Below are 19,352 nucleotides of genomic sequence, written 5' to 3'. Positions count from 1 at the left end.
GGGGATCGACCAGCCCGCCTGTGTTCAACAGGGCGGGTTGGGCGAGGGGCCAACAGTCACAACTTGAAGTTGAAGCTCAACCCATAGAACTTGTCGTCCGACCGGATGTCGTGTGGGAAGCTCGTGTTCTGGAAGTAGCTGTAGTACTTCGCGCCCGTCAGGTTGTTGGCGTTGAAGCTCACGCTGAGGTTCTCGGTGAACTGGTAGCCGATCGCAAAGTCCAAGCGCCCGTAGGCCTTCACGCGGTTGTAGTACGGCGCGTTGTTGTTGCCGCAGACGCCCGTGGACAAACCGTTCTCCGCCGGCGATGCGACCAGGCAATCGATCTGACCCTCGTTGAATTTGTCGCGCCAGGTGTAGGTCAGGCGGCTGGTGATGCCGTACTTTTCGTACAGCACGCCGGCGTTGTAGCTGTGCTTGGACACGCCCAGCAGGGGCTTGCCAAAGAGCTTGTCACCCACGGTGTCGACCTTGCTGTCGGCCATCGTGTAGTTGCCGAACACGCCCAGGCCGCTGGCCGCGCCGGGCAGCATGTCCAGGAAGTACTGCGCGCTCAGCTCCAGGCCCTGCAGCGTGGCCTTGCCCAGGTTGCGCGGGCGGCTCATGTCGTACGTGACGCCACCGATGACCTCTCGCGCCACCGAACGCACAACGCGGTCCTTCAACACGCGGTGGTACACGGCCGCCTGCAAGTAGCTGCCTTTGCCGAAGTACTTCTCCACCGACAGGTCGTACGCCGTGCTCATCTGGTCTTTGAGCTCGGGGTTGCCGCCGCTGCCGCCAGGAATGACGTTGGCATTCAGCGGTACCGCGTAGTTCAGGGTCGGGTTCAAGTCGCCCAGACCCGGGCGCGACATCGTGACCCCAGCCGTCGCCCGCACCAGCAGGTCCGGCATCACTTCCAGCTTGGCACTGGCGTTCGGCAGGAAGTGGTTAGTGGTGGACGAAGCAGTCTGCGGCGTGACCACGCCGCTGATGCGGCCCGCGCCGGAGATGGTGCGCTCCGAACGGACGAAACGGCCTCCAAAAACGCCGTCCAAGCGCATGCCCGCCACCGTCGTCTCGTAGTGCGGCTGCACATAAAGGGCGTAGGTCTTCTCGGCCGCGTCGTAGTTGTTGACGGGCGCGTAGGCCGGGTCCCCTGGCTGGCTGCCGTACAGCACGCGCAGCACATCGGTGTTGTTGCGCAGGTAGTCGGGGTTGGGCGTCATCCACGGCTGGCAGCCGTTGATCTGCGGGATGCAGTTGGGCGACTGGATCAGGAAGTCGGCCGGCAACTGGGTGGCCGAGCTGACCAGGGTGACGCGGTTGCCGCCCGGGGCGCCAGGGCCGCCGGCTTCGTTGGCACGCCACTGCGAATCGCGGTCCGCCGCGCGGGCACCGAAGTCGATGGAGGTGATGAAGCCGTTGAGGTCGTAGCTGCCCTTCAGCGCCACGGCGTTCTGCGTGCTCTTGGCCCAGTTCAGGTCTTGGAAGAGGCCATTGGCGAAGCGGAAGTCGGTCTTGCTGCCCAACGGGTTGCCAGGCATGTTGGTGGTGCCGTTGCCCCCGTCGTTGACGACGATGTCCACCGCGCTGATCTGCTTGCCGATGTCGACAATGATGTTGCGATTGCGGTTGTCCGACGCCATGTGCGAGACGTCCACATTCATCGACAACGGGCCGCTGTTGTACTTCCAGCCGCCGGCCAGCACGCGCTGGTCGGTGGCGCCAAGCTTGGCCTGCGTGCTGGTCAGGCCCGGCACGTTGTTGAACGTGGCCGAGATGCCGTTGCACAGACTCTGCACCCCGTCGGTGGGCGAGCCCAGGAAGCCGGCGCCGTTGATGTTGGCCTTGAAGCAGTCGGTGCTGGCCTTGGCGTTGGTGATGTTCTGGGCCGCGAAGATGTCCGAGAAGATGAAGTAGGTGCCGAACTTGCCGCGGTAGCCGGCGTAGAGGGCGTCAGCGTAGAACTCGTTTTCCTTGTTGGGGCGCCACTGGATGGAGGCGTTGGCCTGCGGGCGCTGGTAGCCGCCGGTGTCGGTCAGGCCACCCACGCAGGTGGGCAGCACGATGCCGGGCGCGCCGGCCGGGCCGTTGGTGCCCGAGCGCGGGTCGCAGTTGAAGGAGATGGGGCGGTTGAACTTGTGGTCGGCGTAGGACACGTCCACCAACAGGCCGATTTCGCCGGCGTCGGTCTGGGTGCGGTAGGAGCCCAGCACGCCCAGCTTGGTGCTGGGCTTGGTGGCGAAGTCGCCCACGCTGGCGCGGCCGTTGACGACCAGCGTCAGCCCCTTGCGGAACTCCATGGGCTTGCGCAGCTTCAGGTCGATGGCACCGGCCACACCGCCTTCGAGCAGGCTCGCGCCGGCGGACTTGTAGACATCGGCGCGCGAGATGGCTTCGGCCGGCAGGTCCTGGAACGCGAAGCCGCGGCCCACGCCGGTGAACATCTCACGGCCGTCCACCGTGGTGATGATGTCGCCAATGCCGCGGATCAGCGGGTTCACGATTTCGTTGTTGAACCCCACCACGGTTTGCACACCCGGCACGCGCTGCAGGGCCTCGGCCACCGTGTTGTCGGGGAACTTGCCGATGTCGTCGGCCACGATGGACTCGACCACCTGGTCGGCGTCGCGCTTGGACTGCACGGCCGCATTGCGGCTGGCGCGCTGGCCAATGATGACGACCTGATCGAGCTTGTTGGCGTCCGCCGACTTGGCGGCGTCCTGGGCCAGCGCCTCGGGGCCGGTGATGGCCAGCGCGAGCAGCGCGGCGGCGGGAATGGGCGAGAGGGCGAAACGTTTCATTGTTGTCTCCTGAGGCTTGCGTGCAGCGCTGCGAGTGGCACTGACCTGGGCCGGTTATGAACGAAATCCGGGGCGCCTTTCAGCGCCGGAGTCCTCGAAGTCCGGAGCCGCTGCGGTCGGACAGGGCTTCTGACGTCATTACAAACAACTTTTGTCGTGACTTTGGGCGCAGCAACGCGCCGGGTAGGCGCCTGCCACGACCTGTCACCCAGGGTGCGCCTGGGTGACGTTCGTCACACGTAGCTCAAGGTGCCGTGCTTCAGTGCTTGCCAGCGTCCAGGCGCCGGGTCAAGACCGCACGGTCTATTTTGTTGAGTTCACTCATTATTCACCAATAATTTCGTTATAAACCTATGGCAAACCATGAGTGGTGTTCTTGCATCACTGGCCGAGGAAGCGGGCCTCGCGTTCCAGCAGCCGGTTGATGCGCTGCTGGCCCTTGGCCAGCGTGGCCTCCAGCGGCTCGCCAGACACGACGATGGCAGCCACGGTTTCCCCCAGCAGCGCCATCACCCGCGCCTGGCGGGCCACGGTGGGCGGCAGGCCGGTGCCGAACTCGGCCACCGGCCCCAGCGCCGCCCGCATGGGCAAGGCGCGGAAGGCGTCGCTGTCCAGCGCCGCCTGGCGCGCGGGCAGCTGGCCGGTGCGCGCCCAGGCCAGGCTTTCGTCGTTGAGAAACCGCAGGAAGGCATGCGCCGCGTCCCGCTGCTGCGGCGTTTGCCGCGGGTTGCGCAGCATGACCCACACATGGCTGTCGGCCCAGGTGGCCGGCTGGGCGTACAGGCGCGGCTCGGGCACGGCCTCGTAGGCCTGGCTCAACGGGTTGCCAGGGCGCGCGGCGCGGTCGGTCAGCTCGCCCAGCAGCCAGGTGCCGTTGGGCATCACACCGCCGCCGCCGGCCATGAACGCCTGCAGCGCGGCGCTGTAGTCCATGTGGCGGCTGCACAGGCCTTCGGCGTAGATGGTGCGCATCAGGCCCACCGCCGTGCGCACCTCGGACGAACCCAGGTCGATGCGCTGATCCGACTGCGGGAACAAGCGCCCGCCCTGCTGGTTCACCAGCCCCAACACGCTGCGCGCGAAGAAGCTGGGGTCGTTCAGCGTCAGCCACAGGAAGTACGGCTTGCCGGTGGCCTGCTTGAACGCCCGGGCCTGGGCCAGCAGCTCCTGCGGCGACCCCGGCTGGCGGGCGTGGCCCTGGGCGTCCAGCAACCCGGCCTGCTTCATCAGCCCCAGGTTGATGTGCCACAGCACCGCATGGCTGTCGTACGGCAGGGCCAGCACATGGCCGCCCAGCACCACACCGCGCCGGGCATGCGGCGTGAAGCCGGCGGGGTCCAGCACCGCGTCCAGCGGCTGCAGCAGGCCGCGCTTGGCGAAGTCGCCCAGCACCGAGCTGTGCATGATGGCAATGGTGGGCAGGTCACCCCCCACGATGCGGGCGCCCAGCTGCTGGTAGTAGGCCGCGTGCTCCACCACCTGCGTCTGCACATGGATGCGCCCGGCCTGCTGGGCGTTAAAGCGGTTGGTGAGCACGGTCACGATGCCGCACTCGCTGCTGACCTGGCTGGGGTCGGTCTGCTGGCCGTAGGCCGACTCGCAGCTGCCGAAGAACCGGGCCAGTGTGATGTCCACCGGCGCGGCAGCCGCGAGGCCACTGGACAGGGCCACGGCCCAGGCGATGAGCGTGCGCTTCATGCGGGTCGCCCCCCGGCCACGGCGGCCACGATGTGACGTTGGAAGAAGGCGTACAGCACCAGCACCGGCAGCGCGGCGAACACGGCCTGCGCCATCAGGAAGCCCAGCCCCTCGGACTGCGCAAAGTTGGTTTGCGTGGCCGCCAGGCCCAGGGTCAGCGTGTACATCTCGGGGCGGGTGGCCGAGATCAGCGGCCACAGGTAGTCGTTCCAGGCACCCAGGAAGCTGAAGATGCCCAGCGTGGCCTGCGCCGGCAGCGTCAGCGGCAGGATGACCCGCCAGAAGATGCGCCAGCGCGAGGCGTTGTCCATCAGCGCAGCCTCTTCCAGCTCGCGCGGAATGGCCTTGAAGAACTGCGTCATCAAGAACACGCCGAAGGGCGCGGCCAGGCGCGGCAGGATCAGGCCGGCGTAGCTGTTGTGCAGGCCCAGCTCGGCAAAGAAGCGGTGCAGCGGAATCACCACCGCCGGCTCCGGCACGGCCAGGCCGGCCAGCACCGCCGCAAACACCCACCGCTGCCCGCGGAACTGGCAGCGCGCAAAGCCGTAGCCCGCCAGCGACGACAGGAACAACACCAACAGCGTCTGTACGCCCGCCACCACACAGCTGTTCAGCACCCAGCGGAACACGGCGGGGTTGGCCAGGATGTCGGCGTAGTTGGCCACGGTGAACGGCGTGGACAGCAGCGCATCGGTGCGCTCCATCAGCACCGCGTTGGACTTGAGCGACAACACGAACACCCACGCCAGCGGCAACACCCACAGCACCGCCAGCAGCACGGCGCCGGCCAGCAGCAGGCGGTCGAACCAGGAGGTTTTCATGCGCGGGCCTCCTGTGCGGCTTCGCGCCGCTCGGCCCAGCGTTGCACCGACACACCCAGCACCAGCAGCACGAACAGCAGCTGCGCCGCGGCGGCCGAATAGCCCAGGGCCCATTGGTCGAACAGGGCTTCGTAGATGAACATCACCATCGTGCGGGTGCTGTTGTTGGGGCCGCCGGAAGTGAGCAGCTGCGCCTGGCCGAACACCTGCAATTGCCCGAGCAGTTGCACGATGGCCACCAGCACCAGCGTGCGCCGCAGCGCCGGCAGCGTGATGAAGCGGAAGGACCGCCAGCGGCTGGTGTGGTCCAGCGCCGCAGCTTCGTAGAGGTCGCGCGGCACCTGCTGCAACGCGGCCAGGATGAGCGTCATCGGCAAGCCGATGCCCCACCACAGCGTGACCAGTGCGATGCAGGTCAGCGCCAGGCGCTCGTCCGACAGCGGCGCCAGGTCGGGCAGGCCGAGCGCCGCCAGGCCCTGGCTCAACAGGCCACGGTCCGGCAGCAGCACCAGGCGCCAGATCAGCGTCACCACCGTCACCGACAGCACGTTGGACGCGAAGAAGGTGCCGCGCAGCCACGCGCCCAGCCGGCCCGGCCGGTTCAGCACCAGCGCCAGCGCCAGCCCCAGGCCCACGAACAGCGGCGTGCACAGCGCAGCAAACATCACGGTGTTGGCCGCGCAGCGCAGGAAGACTTCGTCACGGAACAGGTCCAGAAAGTTGGCCAGCCCCACGAACTGGCCGCGGCCGGTGAGCAGGTCCACCGCGTGGAACGACAGCCAGAAGCCCTCCAGCACCGGGGCCACCAACAGGCCCCCGTAGCACAGCAGGAAGGGGGCCACGAAAGCCCAGCCCACCCAGGCGGGCGTGGTCATGCCGGAGCGGCCGGGTGCGAGCGCGCTCATGCCGCCAGCACCGCGTCGGCCTGCACCGCCACCGCGTGGTGCGCCAGGCCCGCGGCGTCGAACACGTGCACTTGTGCGGCGTCGGGCTGCAGCCGCACGGCCTCGCCCAAGGCCAGGTCCCGCTGCACCGGCACCTCGGCCACCACCACGGTGCCGTCGGCCAGGCCCACGTGGGCCAGGCTGCGCTCGCCCAGGCGCTCGATCAGCTCCACCCGGCCGACCAGTGGGCCGTCGGCCGACAGGCGCAGCGCCTCGGGCCGCACGCCCACCTGCAACTCGCCCACCAGCGCCGCGGGCACGGGCACCTGGGTGTGCAGCACGCCATCGCCCGGCAGGGCCACCACCAGGCGGCCTTGTGCGTCCGGCAGGCGGCGTGCCGGCAGGAAGTTCATGGCCGGGCTGCCCACGAAGCCCGCCACGAAGCGGGTGCGCGGGCGCTGGTAAATCTCCATCGGCGCGCCCAGCTGCTCGATGCGGCCGCCGTTCATCACCACGATGCGGTCGGCCAGCGTCATGGCCTCCACCTGGTCGTGCGTGACGAACACCATGGTGGCCCCCAGCCGCTTGTGCAGCCGGGCGATCTCGATGCGGGTGCGGTTGCGCAGCTTGGCGTCGAGGTTGGACAGCGGCTCGTCGAACAGGAAGGCTTTGGGCTCCTTCACCACCGCGCGGCCGATGGCCACGCGCTGGCGCTGGCCGCCCGACAGCTGGCCCGGCAGGCGCTGCAGCAGGCCGTCCAGCTCCAGCATGGCGGCGGCCGCCTGCACCCGGCGGTGCACCTCGGCCTCGGGCACGCCGAGGTTGCGCAGGCCAAAGGCCATGTTGTCGAACACGGTCATGTGCGGGTACAGCGCGTACTGCTGGAACACCATGGCCAGGCCGCGGCGGCCGGGGGGCAGCTCGGTCACGTCTTGCCCGCCGAGTGCGATGCGCCCGCCCGACACGCTCTCCAGGCCCGCCAGCATGCGCAGCAGGGTGCTCTTGCCGCAGCCCGAGGGGCCCAGCAGCACGATGAACTCGCCGGCGGCGATGTGCAGGGAAAAGTCCGGAATGATCTCGACCGATCCGTAGCGTTTGGCCACGGTGGCGAATTCGATGCTGGCGGTCACTGGTGTCTCCGTTGTGGGCGCCGTTCGTCGCGGCGCCTCTGTCGATTCTTATCGGGCCGAGCGCCGGGCCGCCCCAAGCCGGCCCGCGCTGGCGCCGTCAGCCCCGCACGCGTTCGGCGCGGGCGCGCTGGGCCTCGGCACTGCCGTGCAAGCGCAGCAGCTCAGCCTCGCGCTGGCGGTAGGGCGTGCCGTCGGTGTGCAGCACGTCGTGGAACCACACCAACGGCGGGTCGATGGTGTAGGGCTTCTTCCAGGAGTCCCAGGGCATCTTGGTCTGGCTCTTGCCGTCCACAAAGCCCCAGTTGATCATGCCCACGTCCTCGCGCACGGCGATGGGCAGCGCGATGTCGAAGGTGGAGCCCAGGCTGCGGGCCATGTACTCGGTGCAGATCAGCGGGCGGCCGTACTGCTGCAGCTGCTGGATGCGCGACTCGAATTTCTCGGGCCAGTTGTAGTCGTGGAAGCTGATGACGTCGGAACACGCCAGCTGGCAGGTCTGCACGGCGTTGAGCTCGCTGGAGCCCGGCGCCCAGTGGTCGCCCAGCCACAGGCCGCTGGTGAGCGGCTGGCTGGGGTTCTGCGCGCGGGCCCAGGCAAAGGCTTGCGGAATCAGCTCGGCCACCAGCGCGATCTTGTCTTTGGCCTCGCGCGGCAGGTAGTAGCCCATGCCGCCGCCCTGGTTGTCGGGCTCGTTCCAGATGTCCCAGTAGGTGACGCGCGGGTCCTGGCCGAAGGTCTTGACGATGTCTTCCACGTACGCGCGCAGCTGCGGCCAGGTGCTGCGGTCGGCCAGCTGCGTGGCCGAGGGGCTTTGCACCCAGCCGGAGTTGTGCACGCCGGGAATGGGCTCACGCTGCGGGCCCAGCTGGGGGTGCGGGTCCCAGCAGCTGTCGAACAGCACGAACATCGTGAAGATGCCGTGGCGCTCGGCAATGTCCAGGTACTGGCAGATGCGCTGCTTGAAGCCGGCCGCGTCTTGCGCCCACAGCAGGTCGTGCAGGAACACGCGCATGGTGTTCATGCCCAGGCCGCGGGCCCAGCCGAGTTCGAGGTCGATGCGCTCGGGGTCGAAGCTGTCGGCTTGCCACATGGCCAGCTGATTGATGGCCGAGGCGGGCAGGAAGTTGGCGCCCAGGGCCCAGGGCTGGGCCTTGAACCAGGCGTGGGCGCGCTCGGGCGTCCAGCGGTCGGGGGTGGAGGTGGTGTTGCTCATGGCGTGAAGGCTCAGGCCGACGGGGCGGCGTTGAAACGGTAGGTCAGGTGGTGGCGGTAGACCTGGCCGGGCCGCAGCACGGCGCCGGGTTGCGGCCACTCGGGGTGGTGGGGGCTGTCGGGCAGGGCCTGGGGTTCCAGGGCCAGGCCTGCATGCGCGGGGTACGGGCGGCCCTGCCGGTCGGGCGTGCGGGGCAGGAACTCGCCGGCATAGAACTGCAAGCCGGGTTGGGCGCTGTCCAGCGTCAGGCACAGGGCGCCGTCGCTGGACACCAGCTGCGCACTGCCGGCCAGCCAGCAGTGGTCATGGCTGCGGGGCTGGGCGTCGGTGGCCTGCAGGGCCTGCAGGGCGTCACCGATGCGGCGCGGCTCGCGGAAGTCGAACGGCGTGCCGGCCACGGCGGCTTGCTCGCCGGTGGGAATCAGGTCTGGCCGCACCGGCAGGTAGTGCGACGCCGGGATGTGCAAGCGGTGGGCGCGGATGTCTTGCGCATCGCCGTCGAGGTTGAAGTAGGCGTGGCTGCTGAGGTTGCACAGCGTGGGCGCGCTGGTGGTGGCCTCCAGCGTGAGGCGCACGGTCAGGCGCGGCAGCAGCTCGTACGCCGCGCGCACCTTCAACTCGCCCGGGAAGCCCTGGTCCCCGTCCGGCGAGGTGTGCGAGAGCACCAGCCGGTCCGGCGCCTCGGACACCACCTGCCACACCTGGCGGTGAAAACCGGCCGGGCCGCCGTGCAACTGGTGCGGGCCTTCATTGGGCAGCAGCGCATGGGTCTGGCCGTCCAGCTCGAAACCCGACTGCGCGATGCGGTTGGCATAACGGCCCACGATGGCGCCGAGGTAGCCGGGTTGGGTGAGGTAGTCCGCCGCGCGGGCGTAGCCCAGCAGCACCTCGCGCGGCTGGCCCTGCACCGGCACCTGGCATGACATCCATGCCGCACCGGCCGTGGTCACCGCGATGCTCAGCCCGTCGGCCGCGCGCAGCTCATGCACGGTGGGTTGCGTCACGCCAGGCTCCCGGCGCCGTGGGACGCGGCACACACATGCACCTCGGCCTCGCGGCCTTGCGGCGAGCGGTAGCCGGCCGCCACCGCCGCGCGGATCTCGTCCACCTGCCCCACCGGGGCCAGTGCGATCACGCAGCCGCCGAAGCCGCCGCCGGTCATGCGGGCGCCGCCCGCGTCGCCGATCACGCCCTGCACCAGTGCGGCCAGCGCGTCGATGGCGGGCACGGTGATCTCGAAGTCGTCGCGCATGGACCAGTGCGACTCGCGCATCAGCCGGCCGATGGCGGGCAGGTCGCCCTGGCGCATCGCGTCGGCCATCAGCTCGCAGCGGCGGCTGTCCGTGATGATGTGGCGCGCCCGGCGGCGCACCACCAGGTCCAGCGTGCCGCCGCGGCGCGACCAGAGGTCGTCGTCCACATCGCGCAAGGCCTTCACGCCCAGCCCGGCGGCGGCGGCTTCGCACTGCTGGCGGCGCAGGTTGTATTCGCTGTCCACCAGGCCGCGCTGGATCTTGGAGTCGATCACCAGCACGGCGGTGTTGGCTGGCAGCGGGATGGGCTGCACGTCCAGGCTGCGGCAGTCCAGCAGCAGCGCGTGGCCGGCCACGCCGAGGGCGGAGCTCATCTGGTCCAGCACGCCGCACTGGCAGCCGGCGTACGCGTTCTCGGCCCGCTGGCCGGCCAGCGCCATCGCACGCGGCGCCAGCTGCCAGCCGTTCAGCGAGGCCAGCGCCTGGCCCACGGCCAGCTCCAGCGAGGCCGACGAACTCAGACCCGCGCCCTGCGGCACGTTGCCGGCAATCGCCAGCTGCGCGCCGCGCACCGGCAGGCCGCGCTCACGCAGCACGGCCACCATGCCTTGCACATAACGCACCCACTGCGGGCTGCCGGCCACGTCGCTGGCGTCGTCGACACGAAAGCGGGCGGAGGCGCCGTCCAGGTCGCAAGCCAGCACCTCCACCACGTCGTCGTCGCGCGGCGCGGCGGCCACCACGGTGTCGCGGTCGATGGCGCAGGGCATGGCGTAGCCCTCGTTGTAGTCGGTGTGCTCGCCGATCAGGTTGACGCGGGCCGGCGCCCGGCTGAGTTGCTGGGGCTGCACGCCAAAGGCGCGCGCGAACCCCTGCACCGCGCGCTCGCGCGGCGGGGTGGTGGTGGTCTGGCTCATGCGGCCCTCGGGGCGTGGCGGTAGTGAACGGTGTCGCTGACGGCGCGCAGGCGCTGCGCCGCGGCCTCGGGGGTCAGATCGCGCTGGGCCTCGCCCAGCATCTCGAAGCCCACCATGAACTTGCGCACCGTGGCCGAGCGCAGCAGCGGCGGGTAGAAGTGCGCGTGCAACTGCCAGTGGCGCAGCTGGGCGTCATCCGCGCGGCCGGCCTCGTGCGGCGCGCCATGCCAACCCATGGAGTACGGGAAGGAGCACTGAAAGAGGTTGTCATACCGGGTGGTGAGGCGGCGCACCGCCTCGGCCAGGTCCGCGGCTTGCGCGGCGCTCAGCGACTCCAGCCGCAGGCTGTGGGCCTTGGGCAGCAACAGGGTTTCGTAGGGCCACGCGGCCCAGTAGGGCACGACGGCCAGCCAGTGCTCGGTCTCCACCACCACGCGTTCGCCGGCAGCCTGCTCGGCGCGGGCGTAGCGCACCAGCATCGGCTCGCCTTCATCGGCAAGGAAGGCGCGTTGGTGCTGGTCTTCCAGCGCGGCCTCGTCGGGCCATTGGTCCAGGCCCCAGACCTGGCCGTGCGGGTGCGGGTTGGAGCAGCCCATGGCGGCACCCTTGTTCTCGAACACCTGCACCCAGCGGTGGCGCTGGCCCAGTTCGGCCGACTGCGCCTGCCAGGCCGCCACCACGGCGCGCAGGGCCTCGGGCGACAGCTCCGGCAGGCTCTTGCCGTGGTCCGGCGAGAAGCACAGCACCCGGCACTCGCCCGCCACGGGGCGGGCCTGCATCAGGCTGTCGCCCTCGGCCTGGAAGCCGGACTGCGGCTGCAACGCCGCGAAATCATTCGTGAAAACAAAGGTGCCGTCGTAGGCCGGGTTGTGCTCGCCGTTGGCGCGCACGTTGCCGGCGCAGAGGTAGCAGCTCGGGTCGTGCGCCGGCAGCGCTTCGGTGTCCACCGCCTCTTGGGCGCCCTGCCAGGGGCGCTGCGTGCGGTGCGGCGAGACGAGCACGTGGCGCCCCGTCAGGGGGTTGCGGCGACGGTGCACCTGCTCGCGGGAGTCGGGAGAAGTCATGGCGACGATTGTCACCATTTTGATTGTTAGTAACGATCAGTCTTTACCCTAGTGGACCGCCGTTTCCCAGGGAAAGCGCCGCTGCGCCCGCCGCGAAGCCCCGCATAAACTCGCAAGTTCTTTGGGCTCAAACGCGAACGAGGGGCAAAACATGGAGGTTCCAGGCAGCCGCATCCTGATGGTGGAGGGCAATGCCGCCCTGGCCGTGGCCAAGGCGCTGGCGTCCGACACGCGGCAGGCCATGCTGGGCATGCTCACGCACCAGGTGCTGAACGTGTCGGAACTGGCCACCGCCATGGACCTGCCGCACTCCACGGTGAGCTTCAACATCAACCAGCTGCAGGCCGTGGGCCTGGTGTCCGTGGAAGTGGAGCCGGGCACGCGCGGCCAGCAAAAGCTCTGCTCCAAGCGCTACGACGAAGTGCGCCTGCGCCTGCCCGGCGCGGCGGTGGAGAGCAAACCCAACGTCATCTCCATCAACATGCCCATCGGCAGCTACCGGCATGTGGAGGCCAAGCCCACCTGCGGCCTGGTCAGCGAGACCAAGATCATCGGCATGCTGGACGACCCGCGCTCCTTCTTCGAGCCCGAGCACGTGTACGCCCAGTTGCTGTGGTTCGGTGGCGATGGCTATGTGGAATACGCCTTCCCGAACAACCTGCCCTACGGCGCGGTGCCCACGCACCTGGAGCTGTCCATGGAGATCTGCTCCGAGGCACCGCAGTTCAACGAAGACTGGCCGTCGGACCTCACGCTGTGGATCAACGAGGTCGAGATCGGCACCTGGACCTGCCCGGGCGACTACGGCGGCAAGCCCTCGTTGCTGATGCCCTCCTGGTGGCAGACCGACCGCACCACGCACGGGCTGCTCAAGCAGTGGAGCGTCGGCCCCAAGGCCTCGATGATCGACGGCGTGGAGCTGAGCGCCGTGGGCATCGAGCAGCTGACCCTGCCGCAGACCAACCACATCAAGGTGCGCCTGGGCGTCAAACCCGATGCCCGCAACCGCGGCGGCATGAACCTCTTCGGCCGCAAGTTCGGCAACTACCCGCAAGACATCGTGATGCGGGTGACGTTCGACTTCCCGCGCGGCACCGGCCCCGGGCTCTGAAGCCCCTCACCCGGCCTTGCCCCGCTGAACGCGGTCAAGTCCAGTTGGTCCCCCGAGGGGACGGCGATGCCCGCGGCGTTGAGCCGCGTGCACATCGCCTGACGGGCCGGCTCGGGAGCGGCCCAGCGCTCGGCCCAACGCAAAACACCCGCCGCGAGCTACTGAGCCTCAGGCTGCGACCTCGTAGCCGTTCGGGTTCTGCGACTGCCAACGCCAGCTGTCTTCGCACATCTGCGCCAGACTCAACTTCGCCTGCCAACCGAGCACCGCCTCGGCCCGTGCCGGGTCGGCCCAGTTCTGCGCCACGTCGCCATCACGGCGCGGCACGAACTCGTGCGGCAGCGGCTGGCCGCAGGCGGCCTCGTAGGCGCGCAGCACTTCCAGCACCGAGTTGCCCCGGCCGGTGCCCAGGTTGAACACATGCCAGCCCGGGCGGTCATGCACATGCCCCAGCGCCGCCAGGTGGCCGGCGGCCAGGTCTTGCACGTGGATGTAGTCGCGCACGCCGGTGCCGTCCCCCGTGGGGTAGTCGCGGCCGAAGATCTGCAGCGCCGGCCGGCGCCCCACCGCCACTTGCGCAATGAAGGGCATCAGGTTGTTGGGTATGCCCTGCGGGTCTTCGCCCAAGCGCCCGCTGGGGTGGGCGCCCACCGGGTTGAAGTAGCGCAGCGCGCACAACGACCAGCTCGGGTCCGCCGCCACCAGGTCTTGCAGGATGTGCTCCACCATCAGCTTGCTGCGGCCGTAGGGGTTGGTGGTGCCGGTGGGCGCGTCTTCGCGCAGCGGCATGGTCTCGGCCACGCCGTACACGGTGGCGGAGCTGCTGAACACCAGCGTGCGCACGCCGGTGTCGCGCAGCGCGGCCAGCAGGCTCAGCGTGCCCTGCACGTTGTTGTCGAAGTACTCCAGCGGCTTGCGCACCGACTCGCCCACGGCCTTCAACCCCGCGAAGTGCAGCACCGCCTCAGTGCCGTGCTCGGCCAGCACGCGGCGCAGCAAGGCGCCGTCGCGGATGTCGCCCTCCACCACCGCCGGCGCCCGCCCGGCCAGCGCCTCGATGCGACCCAGCACCGCCGGCTTGGCGTTGCTGAAGTTGTCCAGCACCAGCACCTCATGGCCAGCTTCCAGCAGTTGCAGCGTGGTGATGCTGCCGATGTAGCCGGCGCCGCCGGTCACGAGTACGCGCATACGGGTCTTTCAGTTGCGTTCACTTCATTATTAACCGATTTACTTGTTATAAACAAGAAAGCCAACTAGCATCGCGCCGCCCCAGGCCCTCGGCCCCGGGGGCGAGGAGACACACCATGCACAACAACGACGACACGCCGGGCCCGGCGCTGCGCCGCCGCGGCCTGCTGGGCTGGGCCGCCGCGGTGGGCCTGGGCGCGCCAGGAGCCGCCATGACCGCGCCCACCACTTTCACCAACCCCGTGCTGCCCGGCGTGGAAGCCGGCGACCCCTTCGTCGTGCAGCACGAGGGCCGCTACTACCTCACCGCCACCTTCGACCCCGAGGGCGGCCTGTGGGTCTACAGCTCCAGCACCTTGAGCGACTGGCGGCAGGCCGAGCGCCGCAAGGTCTGGACCCCCGAGCCCGGCGGGCCGCGCAGCCAGATGATCTGGGCGCCGGAACTGCATCAGCTGGACGGCCGCTGGTACCTCTACTTCACCGCCGCCGACGGCGTGGACGCCAACCACCGCCACTACGTGCTGGAAGCCGAGCACCCCATGGGCCCCTACGTGGACCGCGGCCGGGTGCACGCCGCGCACGAGCGCTACGCCATCGACGGCTCGGTGCTGCGCCTGGCCGATGGCCGGCTGTACTGGATGTACGCCGACAGCGGCCTGTGGATCGCCCCCATGAGCAGCCCCACCCGCGCCAGCGGCCCAGGCGTGCGCATCGTCACCGGCGAACACGACTGGGAGCGCGGCTGGCACCAGGTCAACGGCCGCTGGCAGAAGCAGACCGACGCGTTCTGGATCGAGGCCCCGCAGGCCCTGCAACCGGTGCACCGCGGCAGCAGCCGCACCTTCGTCGTCTACTCCGCCGGCCACACCGCCGCGGTGTACTACCTGGGCCTGCTGGAGTTGACCGGCAGCGACCCGCTGAACCCCAAGAGCTGGACCAAGCACCCCCACCCGGTGTTCAGCCCGACGGAGCGCGTGTTCGCCCCCGGCCACAACAGCTTCACCCGCTCGCCCGACGGCACCGAAGACTGGCTGGTCTACCACGCCAAAGACCAGAACGCGGGGGACGCGAGCGGCCGCACCATGCGCATCCAGCGCTTCGGCTGGACGCCCGACGGCCGGCCGGACTTCGGCCCGGCCATCGCCAGTGGCGTGCCCCAGCGCAAGCCCGCCGGCGAGGCCTGACGCCCGCGCGCCTAGCCCTTCCCCTTCGCCAACCCGACCGCTGACTTCCACACCCGCCGCAGCACCCGCTGCGTGCGGCGGGGCGGGCGCGTGCCTTGGATATGCCGCTGTTCGTCCTTCCGTCCTTCCGTCTTCCCCTCTGACCGGAGCGCAACAATGACCCTGCTCATGAAGATCTGGCAAAAACTCCTGCTCGCCGCCGGCCTGGTGCCGGCGCTGCTGCTCATTGGCGCCTGCGCCAGCTGCGGCGGCGGAGGCGGCACCACGTCCACCACCACGCCCAGCGTGCCCGCCCCGGCGCCCGTGCGCACCGGCACGCTGCTGAGCGAAGCCTCGGTGTTTTACCCGCGCCTGGTGCGGCTGGCCCACCAGTCCGATGCCTCGCTCAACGGCGCTGTGATTGCCAGCGCCATGGGCTTTGAAGGCAGCCAGGGCCAGGGCCGCCTTTTCATCAGCCGCGACGACGGCGCCAGCTACGCGCCGCTGGGCACCGTCAGTGACAGCCGCTGGCCCAAGGGCCTGTGCTGCGGCTCCATCTTCGAGCTGCGCAGCCCCGTGGGTGCCCTGCCCGCCGGCACGCTGCTGTGGTCCGCGTCCATCGGGCAGGACACCCCGGGCACCGCCATGACCCACCCCATCTACCGCAGCGGCGACGGTGGCAAAACCTGGACTGCCCTGGGCGCCACCTGCGGCGTGGGCCGCAAGCCCCGCAACGGCGACGGCACCGGCATCTGGGAGCCCGAGTTCCAGCAGGCCAAAGACGGCACGCTGGTCTGCATGTACTCCGACGAGACCGACGACGGCGCTTCGCAGGTGCTCAAGATCACCACCACCGCCGACGGCGTGAGCTGGACGGCCCCGCGCCTGCTGGTGGCCGCCGTGAAAGCCAGCGACCGCCCCGGCATGGCCGTGACCACCCGGCTGGGCGACGGCAGCTACCTGATGAGCTACGAGTTCTGCAGCACCGCCGGGCTGGACTGCCGCGTGTACCTCAAGCGCTCGGCCGACGGGCTGGACTGGGGTTCGCCCACCGACCGCGGCTTCGAGCCCAAGACGGCCGACGGCCGCTGGTTCCGCCACGCGCCCACCGTGGTGTGGCTGCCAGCCAGCCAGCGCCTGGCCCTGGTGGGCCAGATCCTGAACACCAGCGCCGGCAGCGTGGATGCCACCGGCAACGGCGCCACCGTCTTCCTCAGCAGCACGGCCGATGGCAGCGGCACCTGGACCACGGTGCCCGCGCCGGTCGTTCCGCTGTCGCCCCCGACGCAAACCAACTGGTGCCAGAACTACTCGTCACCCCTGCTGCCCTCGGCCGACGGCAAGCAGTTGCTGATGCTGGGCAGCGACTTCGAGATGCTCAACGGCGCGCAGGTGTGCCGCACGCGCTTCGGCCGCGGCGCCCTGCCGGGCTGACGCCTCGGCCCCGCGGCGCCCGCGCAACGTTGCGGCAAGTCCTGCCCCCGGGGCTGCACCGTGCTGGCTAGCATGGGGCATGGCTTTCGCACCGCTGCCGACCCGCGCCGTGCCACCCTGCGCCGTGCCCACCCGTCGCGGGCGCACCGGGGCTGCGACGGCAGCGCGCATGGCGGCGTGGGCCGGCCTGGCCACGCTGGCCCTGGCGGGCGCCGACGTCGCTCGGGCGCAAGCGCACGCCGGCCCCTGGGGCATCACCTGGGGCGGCTACGGCAGCCTCTCGGCCTACCGGGCCGACCTCACAGGTGCTCGACTGCGGCCGGACACCCAGTTCGCCGGCAGCGCCACCGGCGGTGAATGGCGGGCCGACGCCGACAGCCGCCTGGCCCTGCAAGCCCGCAAGGCGGGCGTGGCCGACACCGACTGGGTGCTGCAACTCTCCACCAGCAACACCGAGAGCCAGCACTACCGCCCCCATGTGGACTGGGCCTACGTGAACCTGCCGCTGGGCGAGCGCAGCACCGTGCGACTGGGCCGGCAGACGCTGCCGTTTTTGCGCCACTCCGAAACCCGCTACGTCGGCTACGCCCAAGCCGCCGTGCGCCCCAACGTCACCGTCTACGGCCTGAGCACCGGCTCGCCGGTGGACGGCGCCAACCTGACCTGGGAAGGCGAAGCCCAGGGCGGCACCGTGCGGGCCGACCTGGGCGTGGGCCGCGCCAGTGCACGCGTGGGCGGCGGCCCGGTGCATGTGCGCCACAGCGTGGTGGCTGGCCTGCAATGGCAGCGCGGCGACTGGACCGGGCGGCTCGCAGCGTCTGACTTCGAGCTCGACCTCAGCCCCCAGAACCTGCTGCCCGCCGCCTGGCAAGCCGACTGCACGAATTGCGCGACGGTGCTGCCGGCGCGCGCGCCCACATCGGCCATTCACGGCCGCATTGCCAGTGCGCAGCTGGTGTGGAGCGGCCACCCCTGGGAAGTGACCGCCGAGGCCCTGTGGCGCAGTGACAGCACCTCGGCGTTCATCCCACGCGCCCGCGGCGCCTATGTGCAGGTCTCGCGCCGGTGGGAGGCCTGGCAAGCCCAAGTGGCCGCCGGCCGCATGCAGTACCGCGAGCCCCCGCTGGGCTTGGCCGCACGCGACGGCGCCCCGGCCACGGTGCGTGCCGGGCTGGACGCGCTGGACCGGTTCCTTCAGTCCCCCAACGACCTGGCCCAGTGGCAGCTGGGCCTGCGCTGGGACTTCGGCGCCCACACCGCACTCAAACTGCAGCAGGAGTTCTGGCGCGCGCTGCGCGACACCACCACCGGCCGCCGCGGCCTAGTGCGGCTGGACAGCCCGCCCCTGGCCGCCACCCCATCCCTGTGGAACGGGCGCGCGCAGCTGACCACGGTGCAGCTGGACTTTTTGTTCTGACCATGCGCCCCCTCCCCTGGCACCACCGCACAGGCACCCTGGGGGCCTTGCACAGGCGGAGCCGGCCCCGCTGGGCGGCATGGCTGATGGGCTCGGCATTCGTCCTAGGCCTGGGCCTGAGCACGGCACGCGTTCATGCGCAAACGTCCGCAGCGCCCCCGTCAAGCGCACGCCCGGCGGCGCTGCGAGTGGCCGTGCCGGTGAGCCTGGGCGCCCCGCTGGCCGAGTGGGATGAGCAACAGCAGCTGCGCGGCGGGCTGGTGGTGCAGCTGGCCCGCCATGTGGCCAGCAGCCGGGGCCTGGCGCTGGAACTGCTGCCTCTGCCGCCGGCCCGGCTGCGCAACGAAGCCGCAGCCGGCAACTTCGACGCCGTGTGCCTGCCCGAAGCGCAACGCGGCCCCGAGCGCGACCTGCTGGACTGGGCGCCGCCGGCGTTCGAGTTGAACGCGTTGCTGCTGGCCCACGTGACCAGCCCGCGGCTGGAGCGCATGGCCGACCTGCCCGCCGACGCCGTGGTGGGGCACGTGCAAGGCACGAACCTGGCAGCACTGGACCCGGGCCTGGCCGACCCGCGCGTGCGCCACGAAGACGCCCTCAGCGAAGACCGGTTGGCGCGCAAGCTGCTGTCGCGCCGCCACCCCTACGCCGTCATGAGCCAGCCCGCGGCCTCGCACTGGCGCGCGCAAAGCCCCGATGTGGCCGCCTGGGCCCTGCCGCTGGAGAAAACTGCGCTGGTGTGCGGCCTGGCCCGGCGCGGCCCGCTCTCAGCCGGGCAGTGGGCCGAAGCGCAAGACCAGGCGCGCCGGCAAGGCCTGCTGCCGCAGTGGATGCACGACGCCCGCATGCCGGGTTTTGCGATGGTGGTGTCACGCCAGCACGAAGCCGCGCCGCTGACCGAGCAGCAGCTGAACGACCTGTTCCTGGCCCGCCGTGGCGGCACCGCCAATGGCGGCCCCTTGCGCTTGCTGATGCTGGGCGGCGCGTGGCGGGCCGACGCCATACGCCAACTGTTGCAACGCGAACCCGGCGAGTACACCGCGCAATGGAGCGGTCAGCAGTTTGGCGGCCGGCGCCGTGCACCGGAGGAGTTCGACGACCCCGTGCAGCTGCGCGCCGCCCTGCGGCAAGACCCCCGTGCGCTGGGCGTGCTGCCCTGGTGGGCCGTGGACGCCAGCGTGCGGGTGCTCAACTTCCGCTGACCCTGGGCTGCAGCAGAAGCCGTCGCTTCTGCCGCTTCAGCTTCAGCTTCAGCGTCAGCTTCTGCTTCTTC

At 70.2% G+C, this 19,352-nt stretch carries 15 protein-coding genes; 5 read left to right on the top strand and 10 right to left on the bottom strand.

What is annotated here, in order from left to right; genetic code table 11:
* Positions 1-56 precede the first annotated feature (56 nt).
* The 9 genes from ACG01O_RS00875 to ACG01O_RS00835 form a co-directional block, all read right to left on the bottom strand.
* Positions 57-2,789 carry a TonB-dependent receptor gene (locus tag ACG01O_RS00875; RefSeq protein ID WP_394380163.1) on the bottom strand — a complete coding sequence of 911 codons (2,733 nt, stop codon included), beginning with the start codon at positions 2,787-2,789 and terminating at the stop codon, positions 57-59.
* 381 nt (positions 2,790-3,170) lie between these two features.
* Positions 3,171-4,487, bottom strand: coding sequence for an extracellular solute-binding protein (locus ACG01O_RS00870; protein WP_394380161.1), 1,317 nt, complete (start codon positions 4,485-4,487; stop codon positions 3,171-3,173).
* Positions 4,484-5,308, bottom strand: a complete 825-nt coding sequence (locus tag ACG01O_RS00865; RefSeq protein ID WP_394380158.1) for a carbohydrate ABC transporter permease — start codon at positions 5,306-5,308, stop codon at positions 4,484-4,486. Before ACG01O_RS00865 ends, ACG01O_RS00870 begins: the two co-directional genes overlap by 4 nt.
* On the bottom strand, positions 5,305-6,213 hold the full coding sequence (locus ACG01O_RS00860) for a carbohydrate ABC transporter permease (protein WP_394380155.1): 909 nt from the start codon (positions 6,211-6,213) through the stop codon (positions 5,305-5,307). The genes ACG01O_RS00865 and ACG01O_RS00860 overlap by 4 nt, the downstream gene beginning before the upstream one ends.
* Positions 6,210-7,322: an ABC transporter ATP-binding protein gene (locus tag ACG01O_RS00855; RefSeq protein ID WP_394380152.1), complete on the bottom strand. Its 1,113-nt coding sequence runs from the start codon at positions 7,320-7,322 to the stop codon at positions 6,210-6,212. Before ACG01O_RS00855 ends, ACG01O_RS00860 begins: the two co-directional genes overlap by 4 nt.
* Positions 7,323-7,419: 97 nt before the next feature.
* A complete protein-coding gene (locus ACG01O_RS00850) occupies positions 7,420-8,535 on the bottom strand; it encodes a glycoside hydrolase 5 family protein (protein ID WP_394380149.1) in 1,116 nt (371 codons plus the stop codon).
* Between the two features lie 11 nt (positions 8,536-8,546).
* On the bottom strand, positions 8,547-9,539 hold the full coding sequence (locus ACG01O_RS00845; protein ID WP_394380146.1) for an aldose epimerase family protein: 993 nt from the start codon (positions 9,537-9,539) through the stop codon (positions 8,547-8,549).
* A complete protein-coding gene (galK, locus tag ACG01O_RS00840; protein ID WP_394380143.1) occupies positions 9,536-10,705 on the bottom strand; it encodes a galactokinase in 1,170 nt (389 codons plus the stop codon). Before galK ends, ACG01O_RS00845 begins: the two co-directional genes overlap by 4 nt.
* The gene (locus tag ACG01O_RS00835; protein ID WP_394380140.1) at positions 10,702-11,769 is read right to left on the bottom strand and encodes a UDP-glucose--hexose-1-phosphate uridylyltransferase; all 1,068 of its coding nucleotides are present in this window, start codon (positions 11,767-11,769) and stop codon (positions 10,702-10,704) included. The genes galK and ACG01O_RS00835 overlap by 4 nt, the downstream gene beginning before the upstream one ends.
* Before the next feature lie 151 nt (positions 11,770-11,920).
* On the opposite strand from ACG01O_RS00835, the gene ACG01O_RS00830 reads away from it, so the two are divergent.
* Positions 11,921-12,880, top strand: coding sequence for an ArsR/SmtB family transcription factor (locus ACG01O_RS00830; protein WP_394380137.1), 960 nt, complete (start codon positions 11,921-11,923; stop codon positions 12,878-12,880).
* Positions 12,881-13,048: 168 nt separating this feature from the next.
* Here the strand turns inward: ACG01O_RS00830 and galE are convergent, their stop codons facing one another.
* Positions 13,049-14,068 carry a UDP-glucose 4-epimerase GalE gene (galE, locus tag ACG01O_RS00825; protein WP_394380134.1) on the bottom strand — a complete coding sequence of 340 codons (1,020 nt, stop codon included), beginning with the start codon at positions 14,066-14,068 and terminating at the stop codon, positions 13,049-13,051.
* A gap of 116 nt (positions 14,069-14,184) precedes the next feature.
* Between galE and ACG01O_RS00820 the strand changes: the two genes are divergently transcribed.
* The 4 genes from ACG01O_RS00820 to ACG01O_RS00805 all read left to right on the top strand — a co-directional run bounded on the left by ACG01O_RS00820 (position 14,185) and on the right by ACG01O_RS00805 (position 19,281).
* On the top strand, positions 14,185-15,252 hold the full coding sequence (locus tag ACG01O_RS00820) for a glycoside hydrolase family 43 protein (protein WP_394380131.1): 1,068 nt from the start codon (positions 14,185-14,187) through the stop codon (positions 15,250-15,252).
* Positions 15,253-15,408: 156 nt separating this feature from the next.
* Positions 15,409-16,665 (top strand): sialidase family protein, encoded by a 1,257-nt coding sequence (locus tag ACG01O_RS00815; RefSeq protein ID WP_394380129.1) that lies wholly within the window; start codon positions 15,409-15,411, stop codon positions 16,663-16,665.
* A gap of 79 nt (positions 16,666-16,744) precedes the next feature.
* Positions 16,745-18,082 carry a hypothetical protein gene (locus ACG01O_RS00810; RefSeq protein WP_394380126.1) on the top strand — a complete coding sequence of 446 codons (1,338 nt, stop codon included), beginning with the start codon at positions 16,745-16,747 and terminating at the stop codon, positions 18,080-18,082.
* Between the two features lie 194 nt (positions 18,083-18,276).
* Positions 18,277-19,281 (top strand): hypothetical protein, encoded by a 1,005-nt coding sequence (locus ACG01O_RS00805; RefSeq protein WP_394380123.1) that lies wholly within the window; start codon positions 18,277-18,279, stop codon positions 19,279-19,281.
* Positions 19,282-19,352: the final 71 nt, after the last annotated feature.

The organism is Pelomonas baiyunensis (assembly GCF_043555935.1).
GTDB lineage: Bacteria > Pseudomonadota > Gammaproteobacteria > Burkholderiales > Burkholderiaceae_C > Pelomonas > Pelomonas baiyunensis.
This window is presented reverse-complemented; position numbering and strand designations above follow the sequence as displayed.

Excerpts from the sequence above, each read along its gene's own strand:
- ACG01O_RS00875 (WP_394380163.1), bottom strand. The coding sequence starts at position 2,789 with ATGAAACGTTTCGCCCTCTCGCCCATTCCCGCCGCCGCGCTGCTCGCG.
- ACG01O_RS00870 (WP_394380161.1), bottom strand. The coding sequence starts at position 4,487 with ATGAAGCGCACGCTCATCGCCTGGGCCGTGGCCCTGTCCAGTGGCCTC.
- ACG01O_RS00865 (WP_394380158.1), bottom strand. The coding sequence starts at position 5,308 with ATGAAAACCTCCTGGTTCGACCGCCTGCTGCTGGCCGGCGCCGTGCTG.
- ACG01O_RS00860 (WP_394380155.1), bottom strand. The coding sequence starts at position 6,213 with ATGAGCGCGCTCGCACCCGGCCGCTCCGGCATGACCACGCCCGCCTGG.
- ACG01O_RS00850 (WP_394380149.1), bottom strand. The coding sequence starts at position 8,535 with ATGAGCAACACCACCTCCACCCCCGACCGCTGGACGCCCGAGCGCGCC.
- galK (WP_394380143.1), bottom strand. The coding sequence starts at position 10,705 with ATGAGCCAGACCACCACCACCCCGCCGCGCGAGCGCGCGGTGCAGGGG.
- ACG01O_RS00835 (WP_394380140.1), bottom strand. The coding sequence starts at position 11,769 with ATGACTTCTCCCGACTCCCGCGAGCAGGTGCACCGTCGCCGCAACCCC.
- ACG01O_RS00830 (WP_394380137.1), top strand. The coding sequence starts at position 11,921 with ATGGAGGTTCCAGGCAGCCGCATCCTGATGGTGGAGGGCAATGCCGCC.
- galE (WP_394380134.1), bottom strand. The coding sequence starts at position 14,068 with ATGCGCGTACTCGTGACCGGCGGCGCCGGCTACATCGGCAGCATCACC.
- ACG01O_RS00820 (WP_394380131.1), top strand. The coding sequence starts at position 14,185 with ATGCACAACAACGACGACACGCCGGGCCCGGCGCTGCGCCGCCGCGGC.
- ACG01O_RS00815 (WP_394380129.1), top strand. The coding sequence starts at position 15,409 with ATGACCCTGCTCATGAAGATCTGGCAAAAACTCCTGCTCGCCGCCGGC.
- ACG01O_RS00810 (WP_394380126.1), top strand. The coding sequence starts at position 16,745 with ATGGCTTTCGCACCGCTGCCGACCCGCGCCGTGCCACCCTGCGCCGTG.